13 protein-coding genes are annotated in these 17,157 nt (G+C 66.4%); 9 read left to right on the top strand and 4 right to left on the bottom strand.

Annotation, left to right across the window (positions count from 1 at the left end):
• Positions 1-39: 39 nt before the first annotated feature.
• Positions 40-1,389 (top strand): HlyD family type I secretion periplasmic adaptor subunit, encoded by a 1,350-nt coding sequence (locus BRADO_RS15795; RefSeq protein ID WP_011926324.1) that lies wholly within the window; start codon positions 40-42, stop codon positions 1,387-1,389.
• A gap of 8 nt (positions 1,390-1,397) precedes the next feature.
• Here the strand turns inward: BRADO_RS15795 and BRADO_RS15790 are convergent, their stop codons facing one another.
• Complete coding sequence (locus tag BRADO_RS15790; RefSeq protein WP_050781007.1) at positions 1,398-3,080, bottom strand: adenylate/guanylate cyclase domain-containing protein; 1,683 nt, start codon at positions 3,078-3,080, stop codon at positions 1,398-1,400.
• 177 nt (positions 3,081-3,257) lie between these two features.
• Here BRADO_RS15790 and BRADO_RS15785 point away from each other — a divergent pair, with 177 nt between their 5' ends.
• From BRADO_RS15785 to BRADO_RS34060, 3 genes are all read left to right on the top strand, one after another.
• Positions 3,258-4,982, top strand: a complete 1,725-nt coding sequence (locus BRADO_RS15785) for a type I secretion system permease/ATPase (RefSeq protein WP_041756572.1) — start codon at positions 3,258-3,260, stop codon at positions 4,980-4,982.
• Between the two features lie 38 nt (positions 4,983-5,020).
• Positions 5,021-5,788, top strand: a complete 768-nt coding sequence (locus tag BRADO_RS15780; RefSeq protein WP_011926321.1) for a hypothetical protein — start codon at positions 5,021-5,023, stop codon at positions 5,786-5,788.
• Between the two features lie 203 nt (positions 5,789-5,991).
• On the top strand, positions 5,992-6,138 hold the full coding sequence (locus BRADO_RS34060) for a hypothetical protein (RefSeq protein WP_244423046.1): 147 nt from the start codon (positions 5,992-5,994) through the stop codon (positions 6,136-6,138).
• Here the strand turns inward: BRADO_RS34060 and BRADO_RS15775 are convergent.
• Complete coding sequence (locus tag BRADO_RS15775; protein WP_011926319.1) at positions 6,128-6,679, bottom strand: CreA family protein; 552 nt, start codon at positions 6,677-6,679, stop codon at positions 6,128-6,130. The two genes, BRADO_RS34060 and BRADO_RS15775, sit on opposite strands and share 11 nt — an antisense overlap.
• A gap of 227 nt (positions 6,680-6,906) precedes the next feature.
• Here BRADO_RS15775 and BRADO_RS15770 point away from each other — a divergent pair, with 227 nt between their 5' ends.
• The 4 genes from BRADO_RS15770 to BRADO_RS15755 all read left to right on the top strand — a co-directional run bounded on the left by BRADO_RS15770 (position 6,907) and on the right by BRADO_RS15755 (position 11,135).
• The gene (locus BRADO_RS15770; RefSeq protein ID WP_011926318.1) at positions 6,907-8,679 is read left to right on the top strand and encodes a L,D-transpeptidase; all 1,773 of its coding nucleotides are present in this window, start codon (positions 6,907-6,909) and stop codon (positions 8,677-8,679) included.
• 156 nt (positions 8,680-8,835) lie between these two features.
• Positions 8,836-9,414, top strand: coding sequence for a glutathione peroxidase (locus tag BRADO_RS15765; protein ID WP_041757531.1), 579 nt, complete (start codon positions 8,836-8,838; stop codon positions 9,412-9,414).
• A 175-nt stretch (positions 9,415-9,589) separates the two neighbouring features.
• Complete coding sequence (locus BRADO_RS15760) at positions 9,590-10,555, top strand: polysaccharide deacetylase family protein (RefSeq protein WP_011926316.1); 966 nt, start codon at positions 9,590-9,592, stop codon at positions 10,553-10,555.
• 19 nt (positions 10,556-10,574) lie between these two features.
• Positions 10,575-11,135, top strand: a complete 561-nt coding sequence (locus BRADO_RS15755; RefSeq protein WP_011926315.1) for a dihydrofolate reductase family protein — start codon at positions 10,575-10,577, stop codon at positions 11,133-11,135.
• A 9-nt stretch (positions 11,136-11,144) separates the two neighbouring features.
• Here the strand turns inward: BRADO_RS15755 and BRADO_RS15750 are convergent, their stop codons facing one another.
• Positions 11,145-11,600 (bottom strand): DoxX family protein, encoded by a 456-nt coding sequence (locus BRADO_RS15750; protein WP_011926314.1) that lies wholly within the window; start codon positions 11,598-11,600, stop codon positions 11,145-11,147.
• Between the two features lie 147 nt (positions 11,601-11,747).
• The gene (locus BRADO_RS15745) at positions 11,748-14,060 is read right to left on the bottom strand and encodes an NADP-dependent malic enzyme (protein WP_011926313.1); all 2,313 of its coding nucleotides are present in this window, start codon (positions 14,058-14,060) and stop codon (positions 11,748-11,750) included.
• Between the two features lie 253 nt (positions 14,061-14,313).
• Here BRADO_RS15745 and BRADO_RS15740 point away from each other — a divergent pair, with 253 nt between their 5' ends.
• Positions 14,314-16,329, top strand: coding sequence for a hypothetical protein (locus BRADO_RS15740; protein WP_041756569.1), 2,016 nt, complete (start codon positions 14,314-14,316; stop codon positions 16,327-16,329).
• Positions 16,330-17,157 lie beyond the last annotated feature (828 nt).

The raw sequence follows: 17,157 nt of genomic DNA, 5'->3' as shown, positions 1-17,157 counted from the left end.
AGATCCAGGGCAGACGATTTCGGACTCGCAAGGGGGACCATGATGCACGATCTCGCCATCGACACTGTGTTCGGCACGACGAGCACCAGCTCCAGCGTCACGCCCAAGGGTGATTTCCACCGCTACGCCATGCTCGGCTACGCCTCGATTGCGCTGGTGTTCGGCGGCTTCGGCGTCTGGGCCGGCTTCGCGCCGCTCGACCGCGCGGCGATCGCGCCGGGAACGGTGTCGGTCTCGGGCGACCACAAGGTGGTGCAGCATCGCGAAGGCGGCATCGTCAGGGAGATCCTCGCCAAGGAAACCAATGCCGTACATCGCGGCGACCTGCTGTTCCGGCTGCAGCCGACCGAGGCACAGGCCAACACCGACCTGCTGCGCAAGCAGATGGATGCGGCCCTCGCCGAGGAAGCCCGTCTGCTGGCCGAGCGCGGCAATGCGCGGATGATCACCTTCCCCGACACGCTGCTCAATCGCCAGAACGTGCCGGAGGCGGCGATGGCGATCGCCGACCAGCAGCGGCTGTTCGTCGAGCGGCGCAACGGCCTGATCAGCCAGATCAACATCCTCAATTCGCAGATCGTCCAGCAGCAGCAGGAGCTCGCCGGCCGCGACCGCCAGCGCACGGCGCTTGCGGCGCAGCTCGCGAGCTTCGACACGCAGATGAACAACGTCCGCCCGGCGGTCGCCGCCGGCTATTATCCGCGCAACAAGTTCCTCGAGCTGGAGCGCGACCGCGCCCGTGTCGAGGGTGATCTCGGCCAGGCCCAGGCCGACGTGGCGCGGCTGACCCAGACCGCGGCGCAGACGCGGCTGCAGATCGATCAGAGCTTGCAGAAATATCAGACCGAGGTCGGCCAGCAGCTCGACGCCACCCGCGCCAAGCTGTCCGATCTGCGCGAGAAGATCGTCATCGCCGAGGACGTGCTGCGCCGGGTCGACATCTACGCCGAGCGCGACGGCATCGTCATGAACATGAAGGTCCACACCATCGGCGAGGTCGTGAAGCCCGGCGATACGCTGGCCGAGATCGTCCCGGTCGGCGAAGGCGTCGACGTGATGGCGCATGTCTCGCCGCGCGACATCGAGAGCGTCGCGATCGGTCAGAAGGCCGAGGTCCGCTTCGCCAATTTCTCCTCGCGCACGACGCCGGCGATCTTCGGCAAGGTTGCGAGCGTCTCGGCCGACGCAGTGAGCGACGAGGCCAGCAAGCAGAGCTACTACAAGGCGCGTGTCGTGATCGACTATTCGACCATCCCGCCCGAGATCGCCGAGAAGATCCTGCCCGGCATGCAGGCGGATGTCATCATCTCCACTGGCGAGCGCACCGTGCTCGAATATCTGGTCGGCCCGCTGCTCAACACGCTCGCCAAGACGTTCCGCGAAAAATGAGCCAGCAGCTAGCCCGATGCGGCCAGTCCCGCGTCCGCGACCCGCGCAAGGTCGCGGGCGCGCGGCACGCCGATGACGTCGAATTCGACGTCTTGCTCCGGAGCGGCCAACCTCTCGACTATCGCTCCGTCCACGCCAGCCGCCTTGGCCACGGCTTCGGACAGCGCAAGCTGCCAGCCGCGACCCTCCGCCAACTCAGCCAGGCGCGCCGGCACCTCTGCGCCGAGCCCGAGCACCGCGGTCTCAGATCGGCGCCCGAGCCTCAATGTCCCGATGACCATCTCGACGACGTGCGCTCCGATCGCGAGCTCGACCGGCCGGCCGATCTCCGCCGCGATCTTTTCGTTGACGCGGTCCATGGCGCGGTCGATCGCGCTAATCGCCTGCAGCGCATCGCGACAACCGCGGTCCGGGCCCTGCTGCTCACCGAATACGGCGAGCACGCCGTCGCCGAGAAAGCGATCGATCCGACCGGCATGAGCTTCGATGGCGCCGCCGATGGCTCCGAAGACCTCGTTGACCATGAAAACCAGGTCAGACGCCAGCCGGTCGCGCGCGATCGCCGCGAACGACCGGACCCGGATTTCGACGAGACAGACCACACGGCGTTCGCTTTGAATCTCGTCCGCGTGGTCGACGGATTGGACGAGGGTCGCAGCATCGACGACCAGGGGCGTGATGGTGAGCGGCGCCGTCGGCCGGATCTGACAAGCCAGCCGCACATTCTCAGGCGCCTTCAGGCCGGCAAGCAGACCGCGCTCCGCTGCGCCCGGCGCAGCCAGCGTCGACGCACCCTCCTCGATGCGGACGCGACAGCGGCCGCAGCGAGCGCGGCCGCCGCATTCGGACAGGTCGGCCAGCGCATGGTCCCTGATGATCTCCAGCAGCGTCGGGCCGATCGGGGCCTGCACCGTCGCGCCACCGGCGATCGTGACGGCAGCCTTCGGCGCCGCCAGCAGCGCAATGTAGCGGAAGACGACGATGGTCGCGCCAGCGACGATCAGCGCAGCGACCGCGATGCGCGCCGACAGCTGCAGCAGGCTGAGCCATTTGATGTCGAGCTCGCCCGGCCAATGTGTCACCTGCCGCATCCGATCCGCCATCGCCGGATCGCTCAACAGCCCGGCAACGGCGCGGCCCGACACCACAAAACCCATCAGCGCCGCCATCGGCACCGCGACGGCGAGCACGATCAGCGGCGGCAGCGCGGAACGGTACCAGGCGCGGAATTTCAGCCAGTGATGCAGGCCGAGGCAGCCATGGATCCAGACCAGCAGCAGGAGCCCCGTCTGCAGCCAGGCTGCTCTCGGCCACAGCAGCGCCAACGTATACAAATAGCCGTCCTGAACGCCGAACAGCGCATGCGCGACGTGGGTCTCGATGATGTGAGGCAACAGCAGCAGCGGGATCGCAAATCCGGTGACCAGCTGAAGCATCTCCCAGCCAGACAGCCGCCACGTCCCGCGCTGCACCGTCTTCGCGAAAGCCAGCACCGCGTGCGCGAGCAGCGCGGCCGAAAGCACCACCATCCCCGGCCAGGACCGGGTCACCAGAAGTCGCCACTCCTGCACCTCGTCCATCGCCTCGAGGCTGAACAGACCCACGGCATGATTGAGAAAATGGGTCGCGGCGAAGGCAAACAGCACGAGGCCCGACACGAGCCGGATGGTCTGGAACGTTACGGCGGGCATGAGGTCACTGCGAATGATCACCACTTCGCGCGCTGAGCACGGCTGACCATCCGGTAGCGTCTGCGACCGGCCAACTCAAGCACCGACGGATCGACATCACCCTCTGTGATGTCGATCACGGTCGTTTGCGCGCGACCGGGCGAAATTCCCCCAGCACCAATGCAAGGGGGATCTGACATGACCACGACCACCACCCGAAGCCCGCTCGGAACCGCGCTCCGCGCCTGCTTCCCCGCGCTCACAGCCACCTTCGTGCTCAGCCTCTTCATCAATGCGAGCATGCTGGCCTCCCCGCTCTACTCCATGCAGGTCTATGACCGCGTGCTCACCAGCCGCAATCTCGGCACCCTCGTCATGCTGACCCTGATCGTCGGCGTGTTCCTGGTGCTGTACGGCGTGCTCGAATTCGCTCGCTCGGGCGTACTGGCCCGCGCCGGCGTCCAGTTCGAAGGCACGCTGCGCCATCCGCTGTTCGAGACCATGATGAAGGCCGAGCTGTCGCCGCGGCATCGCTTCGGCCAGCAGATCATCCGCGACGCCGAGACCATCCGCGACTGCATCTCCAGCGGCACCGCGGCGATCGCCTGCGACCTGCCGTGGACGCCGGTGTTCGTCGCGCTGTGCTTCCTGCAGCACGCCTATCTCGGCATCCTCTCGCTGCTCGGCGCAATCGTGCTGTTCTCGCTGGCGCTGTTCACCGAGTTCTACACCCGCTCCAGCGTCGAGCGCACCAATGCGCTGGCCAACGAAGCCTCGCGCTTCGTCGCAGCCGCGCTGCGCAACGGCGAGGTCGTGCGCGGCCTCGGCATGGGCGACATCGTGCTGGACCGCTGGAGCTGCCGGCAGTCGGCGATGGTCGATGCCCACTCGACGCTGGTCGAGCGCGGCGCCGCGATGCATTCGGTCACCAAGTTCGCCCGCATGGCGGTGCAGACCTCCCTGCTCTGCATCGGCGCCTGGCTCGCGATCGAGCAGCAGATCTCGCCCGGCGCCATGATGGCGACCTCGATCATCATGGGCCGCGCGCTGGCGCCGGTCGAGCAGGTCGTCGGCCAGTGGAAGCGTATCATCGCCTTCCGCTCCGCCTATCGCCGCCTCGAGGAGCTGTTCCAGGCCCTGCCCGTGACCGCGGCGCCGACCGCCTTGCCGACGCCGCGCGGCGACATCGAGGTCGAGAACGCCGTGGTCTGGCCGCCGGCGGCCGGCCGCCCCTCCGTCAAGGGCGTGAGCTTCTCGCTCAAGGCCGGAGAGAGCCTCGCGATCGTCGGCGCCTCCGCCAGCGGCAAGTCGAGCATGGCCCGCGCCATGGCCGGCGTCTGGCCGCTGCGCGAGGGCCAGATCCGCATCGACGGCGCAGCCTACAGCCAGTGGGACCAGAATCGGCTCGGCAAGCACATCGGCTACCTGCCACAGGACATCGAGCTGTTCTCGGGCACCGTCGCCGACAACATCGCCCGCCTCGCCAAGGTGGATGAGGCTGCCGTCGTCGCCGCCGCCAAGGCCGCCGGCGCGCATGAGGTGATCCTGCGCCTGCCGAACGGCTACGACACGCCGATCGGCGAAGGCGGCGTGGCGCTGTCCGGCGGCATGCGCCAACGCGTCGGCCTCGCCCGCGCCCTCTACGGCAATCCGCGGCTCCTCATCCTCGACGAGCCGAACTCCAACCTCGACGAGGACGGCGAGCGCGCACTGGCACACGCCATGGCGCAGATGAAGGCCGCCGGCCGCACTGTGATCGTCGTCACGCACCGCCCGCAGCTTTTGGCGCATGTTGACCGCATCATGGTGATGGCCTTCGGCAAGACGCTGGCATGCGGCCCGCGCGACGAGGTGATCGCCAAGATGCGCGGCCAGCGCGTCGTCGTCGCCCATGACCGGGCGACCGCCAGCGCCGCGGCCTGAACCGAACGCACGAGATTGCAGATCGCAAGGAGCCAGCCATGATCACGTTCAACTCCCACGCAATGACCCTCCAGCTGGCGCTCGCGACCGCCGCCATCCTGCTGCCCGTCAAGGCCTTCGCGGAGGCGCCGATGACCGCACGGCAGATGCTCGCCCAGGCGCAGACTCAGGCGCTCAATCTGCCGAGCGAGGCGAAGAAGTCCGAGCCGGAGAAGAGCGTCGGCGAGCCCGTGGTCCCGCCTGCCGTCGCCCCCACGCTGGCAGCGCCGCTTCCCGTCGTCGAGCCGCCCGCGCCGATCTCGCCGCAACCGATCACGCTCTCGGCGCTGGCCGTCCCCGCAATGCCCGAGCCGGTCGCGGCACAGACCCGCACCAATTCGCTCACCGCCTCGGCACCCGCCGTGGAGACGGTCAAGGCGCCAAATGCTGTCGCAGCCGTTCCGCCCGTCGCGGCCACCACCACGGCCGAGACCCGCGTCGAGACACCGGCTGCGCCGCCCGTGGCAGCCGCGCCTGCTCCGACCACGCCGTCGGCAGCGGCCCCCGTCGCAGCGCCGACCAAGGCCAGCGCTCCAACCGCGACCGTCGCGCCGAGCCCCCAGGTGCAAACGGCGCCGTCTTCCTCGTCGTCCGCAAAGCCTGCCAAGGCGCAGCGTCCGTCGAACACGGCTCCCGCGCGCGTCGCCCATCAATCGGCGCCGCGATCGGCCGCCCGCAGCGATGAGGCGGCCATCGGCAGCCAGATCTCGCGCATCATGCGGCGTCCAGAGGTGCAGGCGCTGATGTCGCAATATGGCCTGGAGTGAGGATGGGACGGATCAGCGCCCTGTTGATCCGGACGTGGTGAGCTTCTTAAGCTCCGTGCTGTAACCCCGTCCTGCCCCTTCGCTCGGCCGACGGCCGTGTGTTGATGACATCATGGCCCCAGCCACGGCTCCGCATGGACAAGACGCGTTCCCCCATCCCCGCTCCAACGTCGCAGCATCGATGCGGAGCTGTCTCCGCACCCATGGCGCAGCAGCGGGGTGAGAGCGGCGCCGGCCCGACGCCGCAGATGCTGGTTCAACTGATCGGCTGTCACGACCCGGCCAAGCGCCTGTTGCCTGGCAAGGCCCTGCCCAGCCGATCGACCATTAATGAAGTGTTTACTGAATGAAGTCGCCGCACTTCTGCACGTCGCCGTCATCGGCCTTGCCCCATGGCATGACCGGCACGGATGAGGTCGAGTTCTTCGGCGAGCCCTCGATCAGCTTGTCCGAATAGACCATGTAGACGAGCACATTGCGCTTGGCGTCGCAGCCTCGCACGATCTGCATCTTCTTGAAGAACAGCGAGCGGCGCTGCCGGAACATGTCGTCGGCCTGCTCGAGCTTGCGCTTGAAGCGAATCGGCCCGATTTGCCGGCATGCGAGCGAGATGTCCGAGACCTCCTCGGCCAGCCCGAGCCAGCCGACATAGCCACCCTTCTGCGGCACGGTGAAATGGCAGGCCACGCCCTCGACCTCAGGATCATCAACGCCATAGGTCGCGAGCTTGTCATTCGGACTGAGCAGCTTGAACACGGTCGACCGACGGAAGATCAGATCCGGCTCGTCCGCGGCGTGGGCTGACACCACGGGCGAAGAGAGTCCGATAACAGTGAGGAAAGTGAGAGTTTTCAGCCACAGATCAAACCGCTTGGTGGCTCTGAACGACATGTCGGTCTCCGTTATACCGCCGATGGCTCGGCATACCGCCCATGTAGGGACACAGACGCCTGCAAGGAAGGCATTCCCTGCCTACCTCTGCGATGCGCGTTTAACGCGATGTGAGGCTTTTCTGCTACGATTGGAACGAAAATCACCTCGGGCAGAAGCCCCAAGCTGGTGAACGCGGACTCCGTCTGCGACACTAAAGACCAGATGGTTCTTGAGGATTTGCCGGAATGCTCTGCGTTCGTGTGGCCGCCAGGGGGCGGTTCTTTTGTGCCGCCATCGTTTCAGTGCCGCTCGTTCTCGCAACGACATCCTGGGCTGACGCAGCGTCCTATTACTATTGGAACGACCAAGAGCCCGTCACCATCGCTCCGCCTGCCCGTCCCGTCGCGCCGCGCAAGGCCAAGGCTCGCCACGGTCAGAAGCCGGCCACGATCGAGAAGGAAGCGGCCAAGCCGCTCGGACCTGTCACGATCGCGGTGTCGATCAGCAAGCAGCAGCTCAAGATCTACGACGCCAACGGCCTGTTCGCCGAGGCGCCGGTGTCGACCGGCATGAAGGGACACGCGACGCCAATGGGCGTGTTCAGCGTCATCCAAAAGCAGAAATTCCATCGCTCCAACATCTACAGCGGCGCGCCGATGCCGTTCATGCAGCGGATCACCTGGTCGGGCGTCGCGCTGCACGCCGGTGTGCTGCCCGGCTACCCCGCCTCGCATGGCTGCATCCGCATGCCCGCGAGCTTCGCACCCAGAATTTACGGCTGGACGCGGATGGGATCGCGCGTGCTCGTGACGCCCGGCGAGGTCGCTCCCGCCAGCTTCTCGCATCCGCTGCTCGCCGCGTTGAAGGCGCCGCAGCCGAGCGCCTCGATTCAACCTGATGCGAATGCGCCCACCACGACCAAGTCGGACAAGGGCGCGGCGCTGGCCCCGACCATCACCGTCGCGACGATCGATCTGCGCGCCACGATCGGCCATGGCGAAGGCGTACGTGCCGCCGATGATGCGATGTCGGCCGCGCGCCAGCTCCGCACCGCCGATGCCAGCAACGCGGGCGGACTGCCGGCGATGGCCTCCGATGCACCTCCGGCCGCGCACCCCGAGCAGACGGGCCAGACCAGGGCTCAAGATGTTGCGAACGATCTGAAGCCCGCCATCGCCGAGACGCCAGCGTCGAGCGCCGAGGCGAACACTGCCGTTGAGCCCGCGCCCGTCTTGGCAAACCAGCCGGCCGAGGCTGTTCAAGTAGCTCCGATAGAAAAGACCACGGAGGCGCCGACCAAGTCGGAAGTAACGGGCTCGACCGATCTCACGGCAGCCGATGCCAAGGCTTCCGATACGAAGGCTTCTGACACGAAGGCTTCCGATACGAAGTCTGCAGACGTCAAGCCAGCCGATGCCAAGAATTCCGAGCAACCCGTTGCGCCCTCGACGGCGACTGTCGAAGCGCCGGCAAGGCCGGTCGACGACAAGGATGTTTCAAAGGATCAGTCGCGCGTGGCCGCGCCGGACAAGCCGATCGCGCCGAAGCCCGAGCTGAAGCGAAACAGCCAGATCGCGATCTTCATCAGCCGCAAGGACTCCAAGCTCTACGTCCGGCAGAACTTCGCGCCTGTGTTCAACACACCGATCGCTATCGCGCCGTCTGACAAGCCGCTGGGCACCCACGTGTTCACGGCGGCCGCGGACAAGGCCGATCCGGCGACAATGCGCTGGTCGGTCATCTCGCTGCCCGCCACCGCGCGCAGCGTCGCGGCGAGCGAGGGCGCGGACAAAGCCGTCCGGCGGGGCAAGAAATCCGCGGAAGCCAAAGTCGACGCGAAGCCGGTCGTGCTGCAGAGCTCTCCGGCCGAGGCGCTCGACCGCATCACCATTCCCGCCGATATCATGGCCTGGCTCGGCGAAGCGCTGTCGGCTGGCAGCTCGCTGATCGTCTCCGACCAGGGCATCAACCAGGGCGAGACCGGCGAAGGCACCGAGTTCATCGTTTCGCTGCGCTGAGGACGGACGACGTCCCTGTTTCCGCCTCAGCGTAGGGGTATCTCCCTGCGGGAGAGCAGTCTGATCCAACGCGAACGCGTGGCCGTTTGACAAGCGGCCGGCGCGCGTTGGAGCATTCTTGCTGACGGGGCTGGTCTGCACAGGGAGATGCACATGATGATCGATCGCAGGATGGTTGTTCTCGGCCTCGGCGCGTCCTTGTCCGGCGCGATGATCGCCTCGCGCGTCGCGCAGGCAGAGAATGCGGCGGTGAGCAAGTCGACGGCCTACCGGTTCTCCTTCCCGGTGCCCTCCGGCGAGCCGATTCGGCTGGCCGATTTCGCCGGCAAGCCGGTGCTGGTCGTGAACACGGCGTCGCAGTGCGGCTACACACCCCAATATACCGGGCTGCAGAAGCTCTGGAGCGAGTTCCACGAGCGCGGCTTGACGATCATCGCCGTCCCCTCCAACGACTTCAACCAGGAGCCGGGCGTCGGAGGCGACATCGCCGAGCTCGCCAACAAGGAATACGGTGTGACCTTCCCGATGACGGCCAAGGCTGTGGTCACCGGCTCCAATGCTCATCCATTCTACCGCTGGGCCGCCGAAGCGCGTCCCAAGGACACCCCGCGCTGGAACTTTCATAAATACCTGGTCGGCCGCGACGGCTACATCGCCGACGTGTTCGCGTCCTCGGTGGAGCCGACCGATACCCGGGTGAAGACCGCCATCGCCCGGATGCTCGCCGAAGGCTGAGCAACCCGTTTAGGCAACACTTGGCAAGAATGCGGCGGAAGCCGGCAACTTCCCCGCGTTTTCGCCTCGTTTCCTTTTGGCGCCGGTCCGGCGGCTGGGCTAATATCCCAAGCCGGATGGTGGAGCGACTCCGGACCCCGGACGCTCCCGTTGCAACAACCCCCGAGGAAACACGATGCGGATTGCGGCTGGATTGGTGTTCGCAAGTTCTTTGGCGGCCTCGCTCCTGGCGTCCAGCGCGGCCTGGTCGCAGGCGCAGCGCACGGCAGCAGCCCCGACTCCACCAGCTGCCGCTCCGGCGCCAGCCGCCGCTGCGCCGCAACCCGCCGCGCAGACTCAGCCGCCGCGCGCGCCCTGCATGAACCCCGAGGCGCTCGGCGTCGGCCGGACCGTCGAGATCGACACCACGGGTGGTCCCGGCTTCGGGTTCGAGCACTTCAAGGATCTCGACTTTTTGAAGGACCACGAAGTCGTCCTGACGTTCGACGATGGTCCGTGGCCGGAGAACACGCCCGGCGTGCTCAAGGCGCTCGCGGATCAGTGCACCACCGGCATCTTCTTCATCATCGGCAAGCACGCGACCTACTATCCGGAGATACTGAAGCAGGTCTACAACGCTGGCCACACGGTCGGTACGCACACCTGGTCGCACGCGGCGCTGACCAACAAGAAGCTGACCGAAGACCAGCGCAAGGAAGAGATCGAGCTCGGTATCAGCGCCGTGAAATGGGCGCTCGGCGGCAATTCGCCCGCGCCGTTCTTCCGCTTCCCGGCGCTGCAGCACCCGCCGGAAATGGTCACCTATCTCGGCACCCGGAACATCGGCATTTTCTCCTGCGATCTCGACTCGTTCGATTTCAAGGCCAAGAACGCGCAGGCGGTGATCGACGTCACGTTCAAGAAGCTCGACAAGCTCGGTAAGGGTATCATCCTGATGCACGACTTCCACAAGCACACCGCCGAGGCGCTGCCCGAGCTGCTGCGCCGCCTGAAGGCCGGCGGCTACAAGGTGGTCGCGATGCGCGCCAAGGCGCCGGTGCAGTCGCTGCCGCAATATGACGAGCAGCTCGGCAAGATCGCAAAGCTGCCGACGGTGAGCCAACGGCCGGTTTCAAGCGTTGTGACGACAGTGTCCGAATGATCGAGGATCTGTTTCGTCAGTGACCAAGCTTCGTCTCGAAGGTTATGTGATCGTGTCGGCCGACGGAATGTTGGCCGACGCCCACAATGTGATGCCGGCGTCGCTCAAATTCCCCGGCGACGCCGTGTTCTTTTCCGATGCGCTCGACAGCGCCGATCTGATCGTGCACGGCCGCAACTCCTATGAGGATCAGCCGAATTCGCCGAGACGCCGGCGGCTGGTGGTGACGCGGTCGGTGGCGGGGATCGCGCCAGACACGGAGAAGCCGCGCTCCACGCTCTGGAACCCCGCGGGCGCCTCGTTCGAAGACGCCTGCGCGGCGGCCGGCGTTACGAGCGGCAGGGTGGCGATCATCGGCGGTCCCGTCGTGTTCGACATGTTCATGGACCGTTACGACACCTTCTTCCTGTCGCTGGCGCCGCACGTCACCATTCCCGACGGCGCCCCCTGCTTCACGGAGGTCGGTCCCGACCGCTCGCCGCAACAGGTGCTGACGGCGCATGGGCTCTCGCCGGCCAATCAGCTGATGCTGGACCCCGCCCACGACGTCAGCGTCACCGCCTGGAAACGCGCCGCCTGAGCGGCATCGCTAGAGGTCGCCATAGGCGCTCTGCTCAGGCACTTTCGGCCCCTTGCCATAGCCGAAGATCATGAACAGCGCGCCGATGATCGACAGGTTCTTCAGCGCGTCGATCAGCGCCTTGACGTTGTCTGGTGCGGGCTGGTTCCAGAAATCGTGAAAGTAGAAGATCGTCGCGCCGACAAAGATGATCAGCAGGGCTGCGAAGAACCGGCCGAGAATGTTCAGCGCGATCATCAGCCCGGCGAGCACCTCGAAGGCGCCGGCGGCGATCGCGAGGATCTGCGGCATCGGCATCTTCGCGGCAGCCTCCAGCTGTGCCGCATAGGGCGCGATCGCCGCCGGGATCGTCACCTTGGTGGCGATGAGATCGGCGGTCGCGGGAATGCCGAGCAGCTTGGTCGCGCCGGAGTAGATGAAAATCACGGCGAACAGAACGCGCCCGAACGTAATGAAACCCGGCATTCTCGCCCTCGTGGATCGACTTCAAACGACATGGTGCCGGCAGGCCGCCGGGATGTGTGACATCGCGAACGCTTTTCAACAATAAAGGCGGGCGGAATGCGACCGAAACCGGACGAATTCCGCCACACTTCGATCACGTCAATACGATCACGCGAACAGCGTCGGCTGCGCCCTCCCCGCCCGTTCCTGCGCCTCGACGGCAGCGACCGCCGTCATGTTGAGAATGCCGCGCGCGGTCACCGACGGGGTCAAGATGTGCGCCGGGCGTGCCGGGCCGATCAGGATCGGGCCGACGGGAACCGCATCCGCCAGCACCTTGATCATCTGATAGGCGACGTTGGCGGCGTCGAGATTCGGCATGATCAGCACGTTGGCCGAGCCGTCGAGATCCGAGTGCGGCAGGATCGCCTTGCGCGCGGTCGCCGACAGCGCCGTGTCGCCCTGCATCTCGCCGTCGGCCTCGAGGTCCGGACGATGCTGCTTCAACAGCGCGGTGGCCCTGCGCATCTTGCGCGAGGAGTCCGTGTCGTAGCTGCCGAAATCGGAATGCGACACGAATGCGATCTTCGGCTTGATATTGAAGCGTGTGACGTGATTGGCCGCCAGCGAGGCCATCTCGGCGAGCTCCTCGGCGGTCGGATCGGGGCGCACCTGCGTGTCGCCGATGAAATAGGCACCCTTGCTGGTGATGGTGAGCGCCAGCGCGGCGTAGTCGCTGACCCCCGGCATGAAGCCGATGATCTCGCGGACGTGACGAAGATGGCTCATGTAGCGCCCCTCGACGCCGCAGATCATCGCATCCGCCTCGCCGCGGACCACCGCGAGCGCCGCGATGACGGTGGCATTGGTGCGCACCACCGTGCGCGCCGCATCCGGCGTCACGCCGCGGCGGCCGGCGATCTCGATGTAGCTCTGTACGTAGGAGCGGTAGCGCGGATCGTCCTCGGGATTGACGAGATCGAAATCACGGCCCGCCTTGATCGACAGGCCGAAGCGCTTGATGCGCGCCTCGACCACGCTCGGACGCCCGACCAGGATCGGCCGCGCCAGCTTCTCTTCCAAGACGACCTGCGTCGCGCGCAGCACACGTTCGTCTTCGCCCTCGGCGTAGATCACGCGCACCGGCTGCGCCTTCGCCTTGGCGAACACAGGCTTCATGATGAGGCCGGAGCGGAACGCGAAGCGCTCCAGCAGCGCAGTGTATTCGTCGAAATTGGTGATCGGCCGGGTCGCGACGCCCGACTCCATCGCCGCCTTCGCCACCGCCGGCGCAATGCGCAGGATCAGGCGCGGATCGAACGGCGACGGGATCAGCGAGCCCGGGCCGAAGCCCTGCGTCTCGCCGGTGTCAAAACCGCGGTTCACCGCGTCCGACGGCGGGTCCTGCGCGAGCAGCGCGATCGCATCGACCGCCGCCTGCTTCATCGCCTCGTTGATCGCGGTGGCGCCGACGTCGAGCGCGCCCCGGAAGATGAACGGAAAGCACAGGACGTTGTTGACCTGGTTCGGGAAGTCCGAACGCCCGGTGCAGATCATCGCATCGGGCCGCGCCGCGCGCGCCTCCTCCGGCATGATCTCCGGGTTGGGATTGGCGAGCGCCATGATCAGCGGCTTCTCGGCCATCTGCTTCAACAGCTCCGGCTTCAGCACGCCGCCGGCGGAGAGGCCGAGGAAGATGTCGGCGCCACCGATCACCTCGGCCAGGGTCCGCTTGTCGGTCTTCTGCGCATAGACCGCCTTCCACGGGTCCATCAGCGTGTTGCGGCCCTCATGCACCACGCCGTCGATGTCGCAGACCCAGATGTTCTTGCGTTGCGCGCCCATCGACACCAAGAGATTGAGACAGGCGATGGCGGCCGCTCCCGCGCCCGAGGTCACGATCTTGACTTCGGACAGCTGCTTGCCGGCCAGCGACAGCGCGTTCTTGATCGCGGCGCCGACAATGATCGCGGTGCCGTGCTGGTCATCGTGGAAGACCGGGATCTTCATCCGCTCCTTGAGCCGCGCCTCGATCTCGAAGCACTCCGGCCCCTTGATGTCCTCGAGGTTGATGCCACCGAAGGTCGGCTCCAGCGCCGCCACCGTTTCGACCACGCGGTCGATGGTGTCGGCTGATATCTCGATGTCGAACACGTCGATGCCGGCGAACTTCTTGAACAGGACCGCCTTGCCCTCCATGACCGGCTTGGAGGCGAGCGGCCCGATATTGCCGAGACCAAGCACGGCCGTACCGTTGGAGACGACGGCGACGAGGTTGGCGCGCGCCGTCAGCGAGGCCGCCTCGGCCGGGTTGTTGGCGATCTCGGTGCACGCAGCGGCCACGCCCGGGGAATAGGCAAGCGCGAGGTCGCGCTGGTTGGCGAGCGGCTTGGAGGCCTGGATCTCCAGCTTGCCGGGCCGCGGCAGGCGGTGATAGGCCAGGGCTGCGGAACGAAGATCTTCAGAATAGGACGACGACATACGTGCTCCAGCGTTTCCGACCCGGATTTTTGGTCTCTTGAGGTTCGGTCAGACGTCGATTTTTCCGGCCGGTGGAAGCGCATGTGATGCACGTTGGGCGGCTTTCATGCAACATCCGAAACCATGTCGGCAGGCATCCCCGACCAGCAATTTTCCTTTTCGCAGAAGCACATCCCTACTCCATCGCATTCATCCAGACCATCCTCATCCCGCTGCCTAAGCCTTGGGCGGAGTATTGGGCGGAGCACATCGAATGAAACGTATCCTGATCGCCACCGTCGCCGTGGTCGTCCTCGGCATCGCCGGGCTCGTCGGCGTCCCCTGGTACGCCCAGAGTCGCGCCGAGCGTGAGGTCGAGGCCAGCTTCGCCCAGATTCGGCAGAATGGCGCCACCGCGAGCCACGGCAAGGTCGCCTTCGATCTGTGGTCGCGCAAGCTGACAATCGCCGATGTCAAGGTCGAGTCGGCCGCGCAGCCGCCGGCGAGCATCAGCTTCGGTGCGATCACGGCGATGGGGTTGAGCCAGCCCGATGGCGACCACGTTGCCGCCAGCAGCATCGAGCTCAGCGACGTCGCGATGAGCGGTCAGATGCCCGGCCCATCGGCCATCCGCCTCAGCTACAAGCTGCCGCAGATCGTGCTGAAGGATTATGCCGGCCCGGTTCGGTTCGCCGCGCTTCCGGCGGGCAGCGGTCCGCTCGAGACGTACCGCACGCTGATGCAACAATTTGCGACGATCAGCGCGAGTTCGATCATCCTTCCGCGTGCGGAAGGCACCATGGAGGGCGGACCGGCCGCCGCCGCTCCCGCGGAATTCACCTATTCCGGCTTCACGATCGACAACATCAAGGACGGCCGCATCGCCAGCTACAAGCTCGACGGACTGGCGTTCACGATGAGCATGCAGCAGCCGGCCAATAAACTCGCGGCGGGCGCCGGGCAGCCGGGCAGGATCGAGAAGCTGCAGGGTCGCGTCACCGACATCGTCCATCACGACATCGACGCCAACGCGATGCTCGCCGTGCTCAGCCCCGAGGCCGCCAAGGACGATCGCGTCTACCGGGTCTATGGCCGGGTGACGGCGGGCGCCTACGAGGTCAACTCGGATTCCGGCGTGCGGATGCGCATGGAGGGCATCTCTGCCGACGAGTTCAGCGTGCGGCCCTCGCGCCTGCAGCTGCCGGCTTTGTTCGCAGCCCTGCCCGCCAGCACCGCTGTCGAGCCCACGCCGGAGCAGGCCCGCGACATCATGGAGAAGGTCGCCGGCGTCTATGAAGGCATTGCACTGAAGAACGCCGAGATGCGCGGCCTCGCGATCGAGACGCCGCAAGGACCTGTGAAGCTGGCGGCGGTCCGTTTCGACTTGCGCGACGGCAAGGGGGAGGTTGCGGTCGAAGGCTTCGACGGTCCTTCGCCGAACGGGCCCATCAAGCTCGGCCGCTTTGCGCTCAAGGGATTCGACATCGCGAGCCTGTTGCGCTTCAGCGCCAAGTTCGCCGCGCAGGGCGCCAAGCCGGCGCCGGCCGAGGCGGTCGTGCTGTTCAAGCTGCTCGAGGGCATCGAGCTGAAAGGGCTGACGGCGCCCTACAAGGCCGGCGACAAGCCGGTGCAGATCGACAATGTCAGCCTCGACTGGGGCCAGTTCGTCGGCCCCATCCCGACCAAGGCGCGCCTCGTCGCCAAGATGGCCGGACCGCTCGATCCATCGAATCCGGCGCTGCTGCCGCTCCTGGTCGCCGGCATCGACAGCGCCGCCGTCGATGCCGATCTCGGGCTCGGTTGGACCGAGAGCGCGGCGACGTTTGCGCTGGAGCCGTTCAAGCTCGAGGTCAGCAATCTCGTCGCGGCCTCCGCCAATTTGTCGCTGGCCCAGGTGCCGCGCGAGGTGTTCACGACCGACCTGCAGCAGGCGACGACGGCGGCGGCGCAGATCGAGGCCGGCGGTCTCGGCCTGAGCGTGCGCGATCTCGGCGTGGTGGACGTGCTCGTTGCCAACTACGCGCGCGGTCATGCCATCCCCCGCGACGCCGCCCGCAAGGCGCTGGTCGACAGCATCAAGGCGATCGGCGCCCAGGTCGCGACCGGCAATGCCGATGTCGCCACTGCCGTCGACGCGTTCAGCCGCTTCGTCGAGAGGCCGCGCCAGACCTTCACGCTAAAGCTCTCGCCGCGCGCCAAGGTCCCCGCCATGCAGCTCGCCCAGCTCATCGCCACCGATCCGCCGAGCGCGCTGGCGCAGTTCAAGATCGAGGCGCAGACGGCGCCGTGAGTTCCGCCAGAATCGGGGCGCGCGCGAGCCAGGACGTAAGTCCACGCCTCTCTCTTCCGTCATTCCGGGCTCGCGCTGCGCGCGCCACGGAATGACGTGCGGAGAGAGTGTGCCATCAAGCGGCAAGGGTGCACGTGGAAGGATAGCGCTCGCTGATAGGAAAGCACGGCTGCTACCTCGTGCTCTGGACGCACCTTCGCGATCCCGCGGCTTTCCTCGCCCGAGTTGATCCATTCGTTCGCCCCTCTCTCCTACGAAGAGGGCGCAGGGAATGCCGGGTGCTGGCCGCAACCCATGGCCCGCCTGCGAAAAACAATGCAGGCGGCAGGTACCACAGGTTCAGCCGGTCATCCGGCATTCCCTGCGCGATGGGCTTTTCGGCTGCTTCGCGCTCTCCCTGGTGCGCCGGGCTTGTTGGCCACCATGGTCCGCGCGGCGCGTCAGCGCCGCCGCGAACGTGACACCAGCGTCGGGGTGTCGAGACCACGCGACTTGACCGCCTGCACCGTGCCGTTCGTCCACGCGCGTTTCACACGTTGCGACACGATGCAGCCACCGCCTCCCCACCCCACGGGTCGTGACGACCGCGAACCGTCCCTCTTCATCGAGGCGGGATGGCCGGAAATGTGGAGGTGATTTGCCCGACGACACAAGCGAAACCAACACGACGGGCAGTTGGCGCATGACAGGGATGCAGAGATTGCCCGCCGGGCAGAGCAGCGGGCGCGCCGTCCCCTGAGACGTCCTTTACACACTTTACACAGTCGGACGCATGGTCGCCGAAAAAGGCTGACGCTAGACTGCAAGCGCGTCTTTCCCGCATACGTC

The sequence above is a fragment of the Bradyrhizobium sp. ORS 278 genome (genome assembly GCF_000026145.1).
Taxonomy (GTDB): Bacteria; Pseudomonadota; Alphaproteobacteria; order Rhizobiales; family Xanthobacteraceae; genus Bradyrhizobium.
Note: the sequence above shows the minus strand (reverse complement) of the source record. Positions and strands in the feature narration are given on the sequence as shown.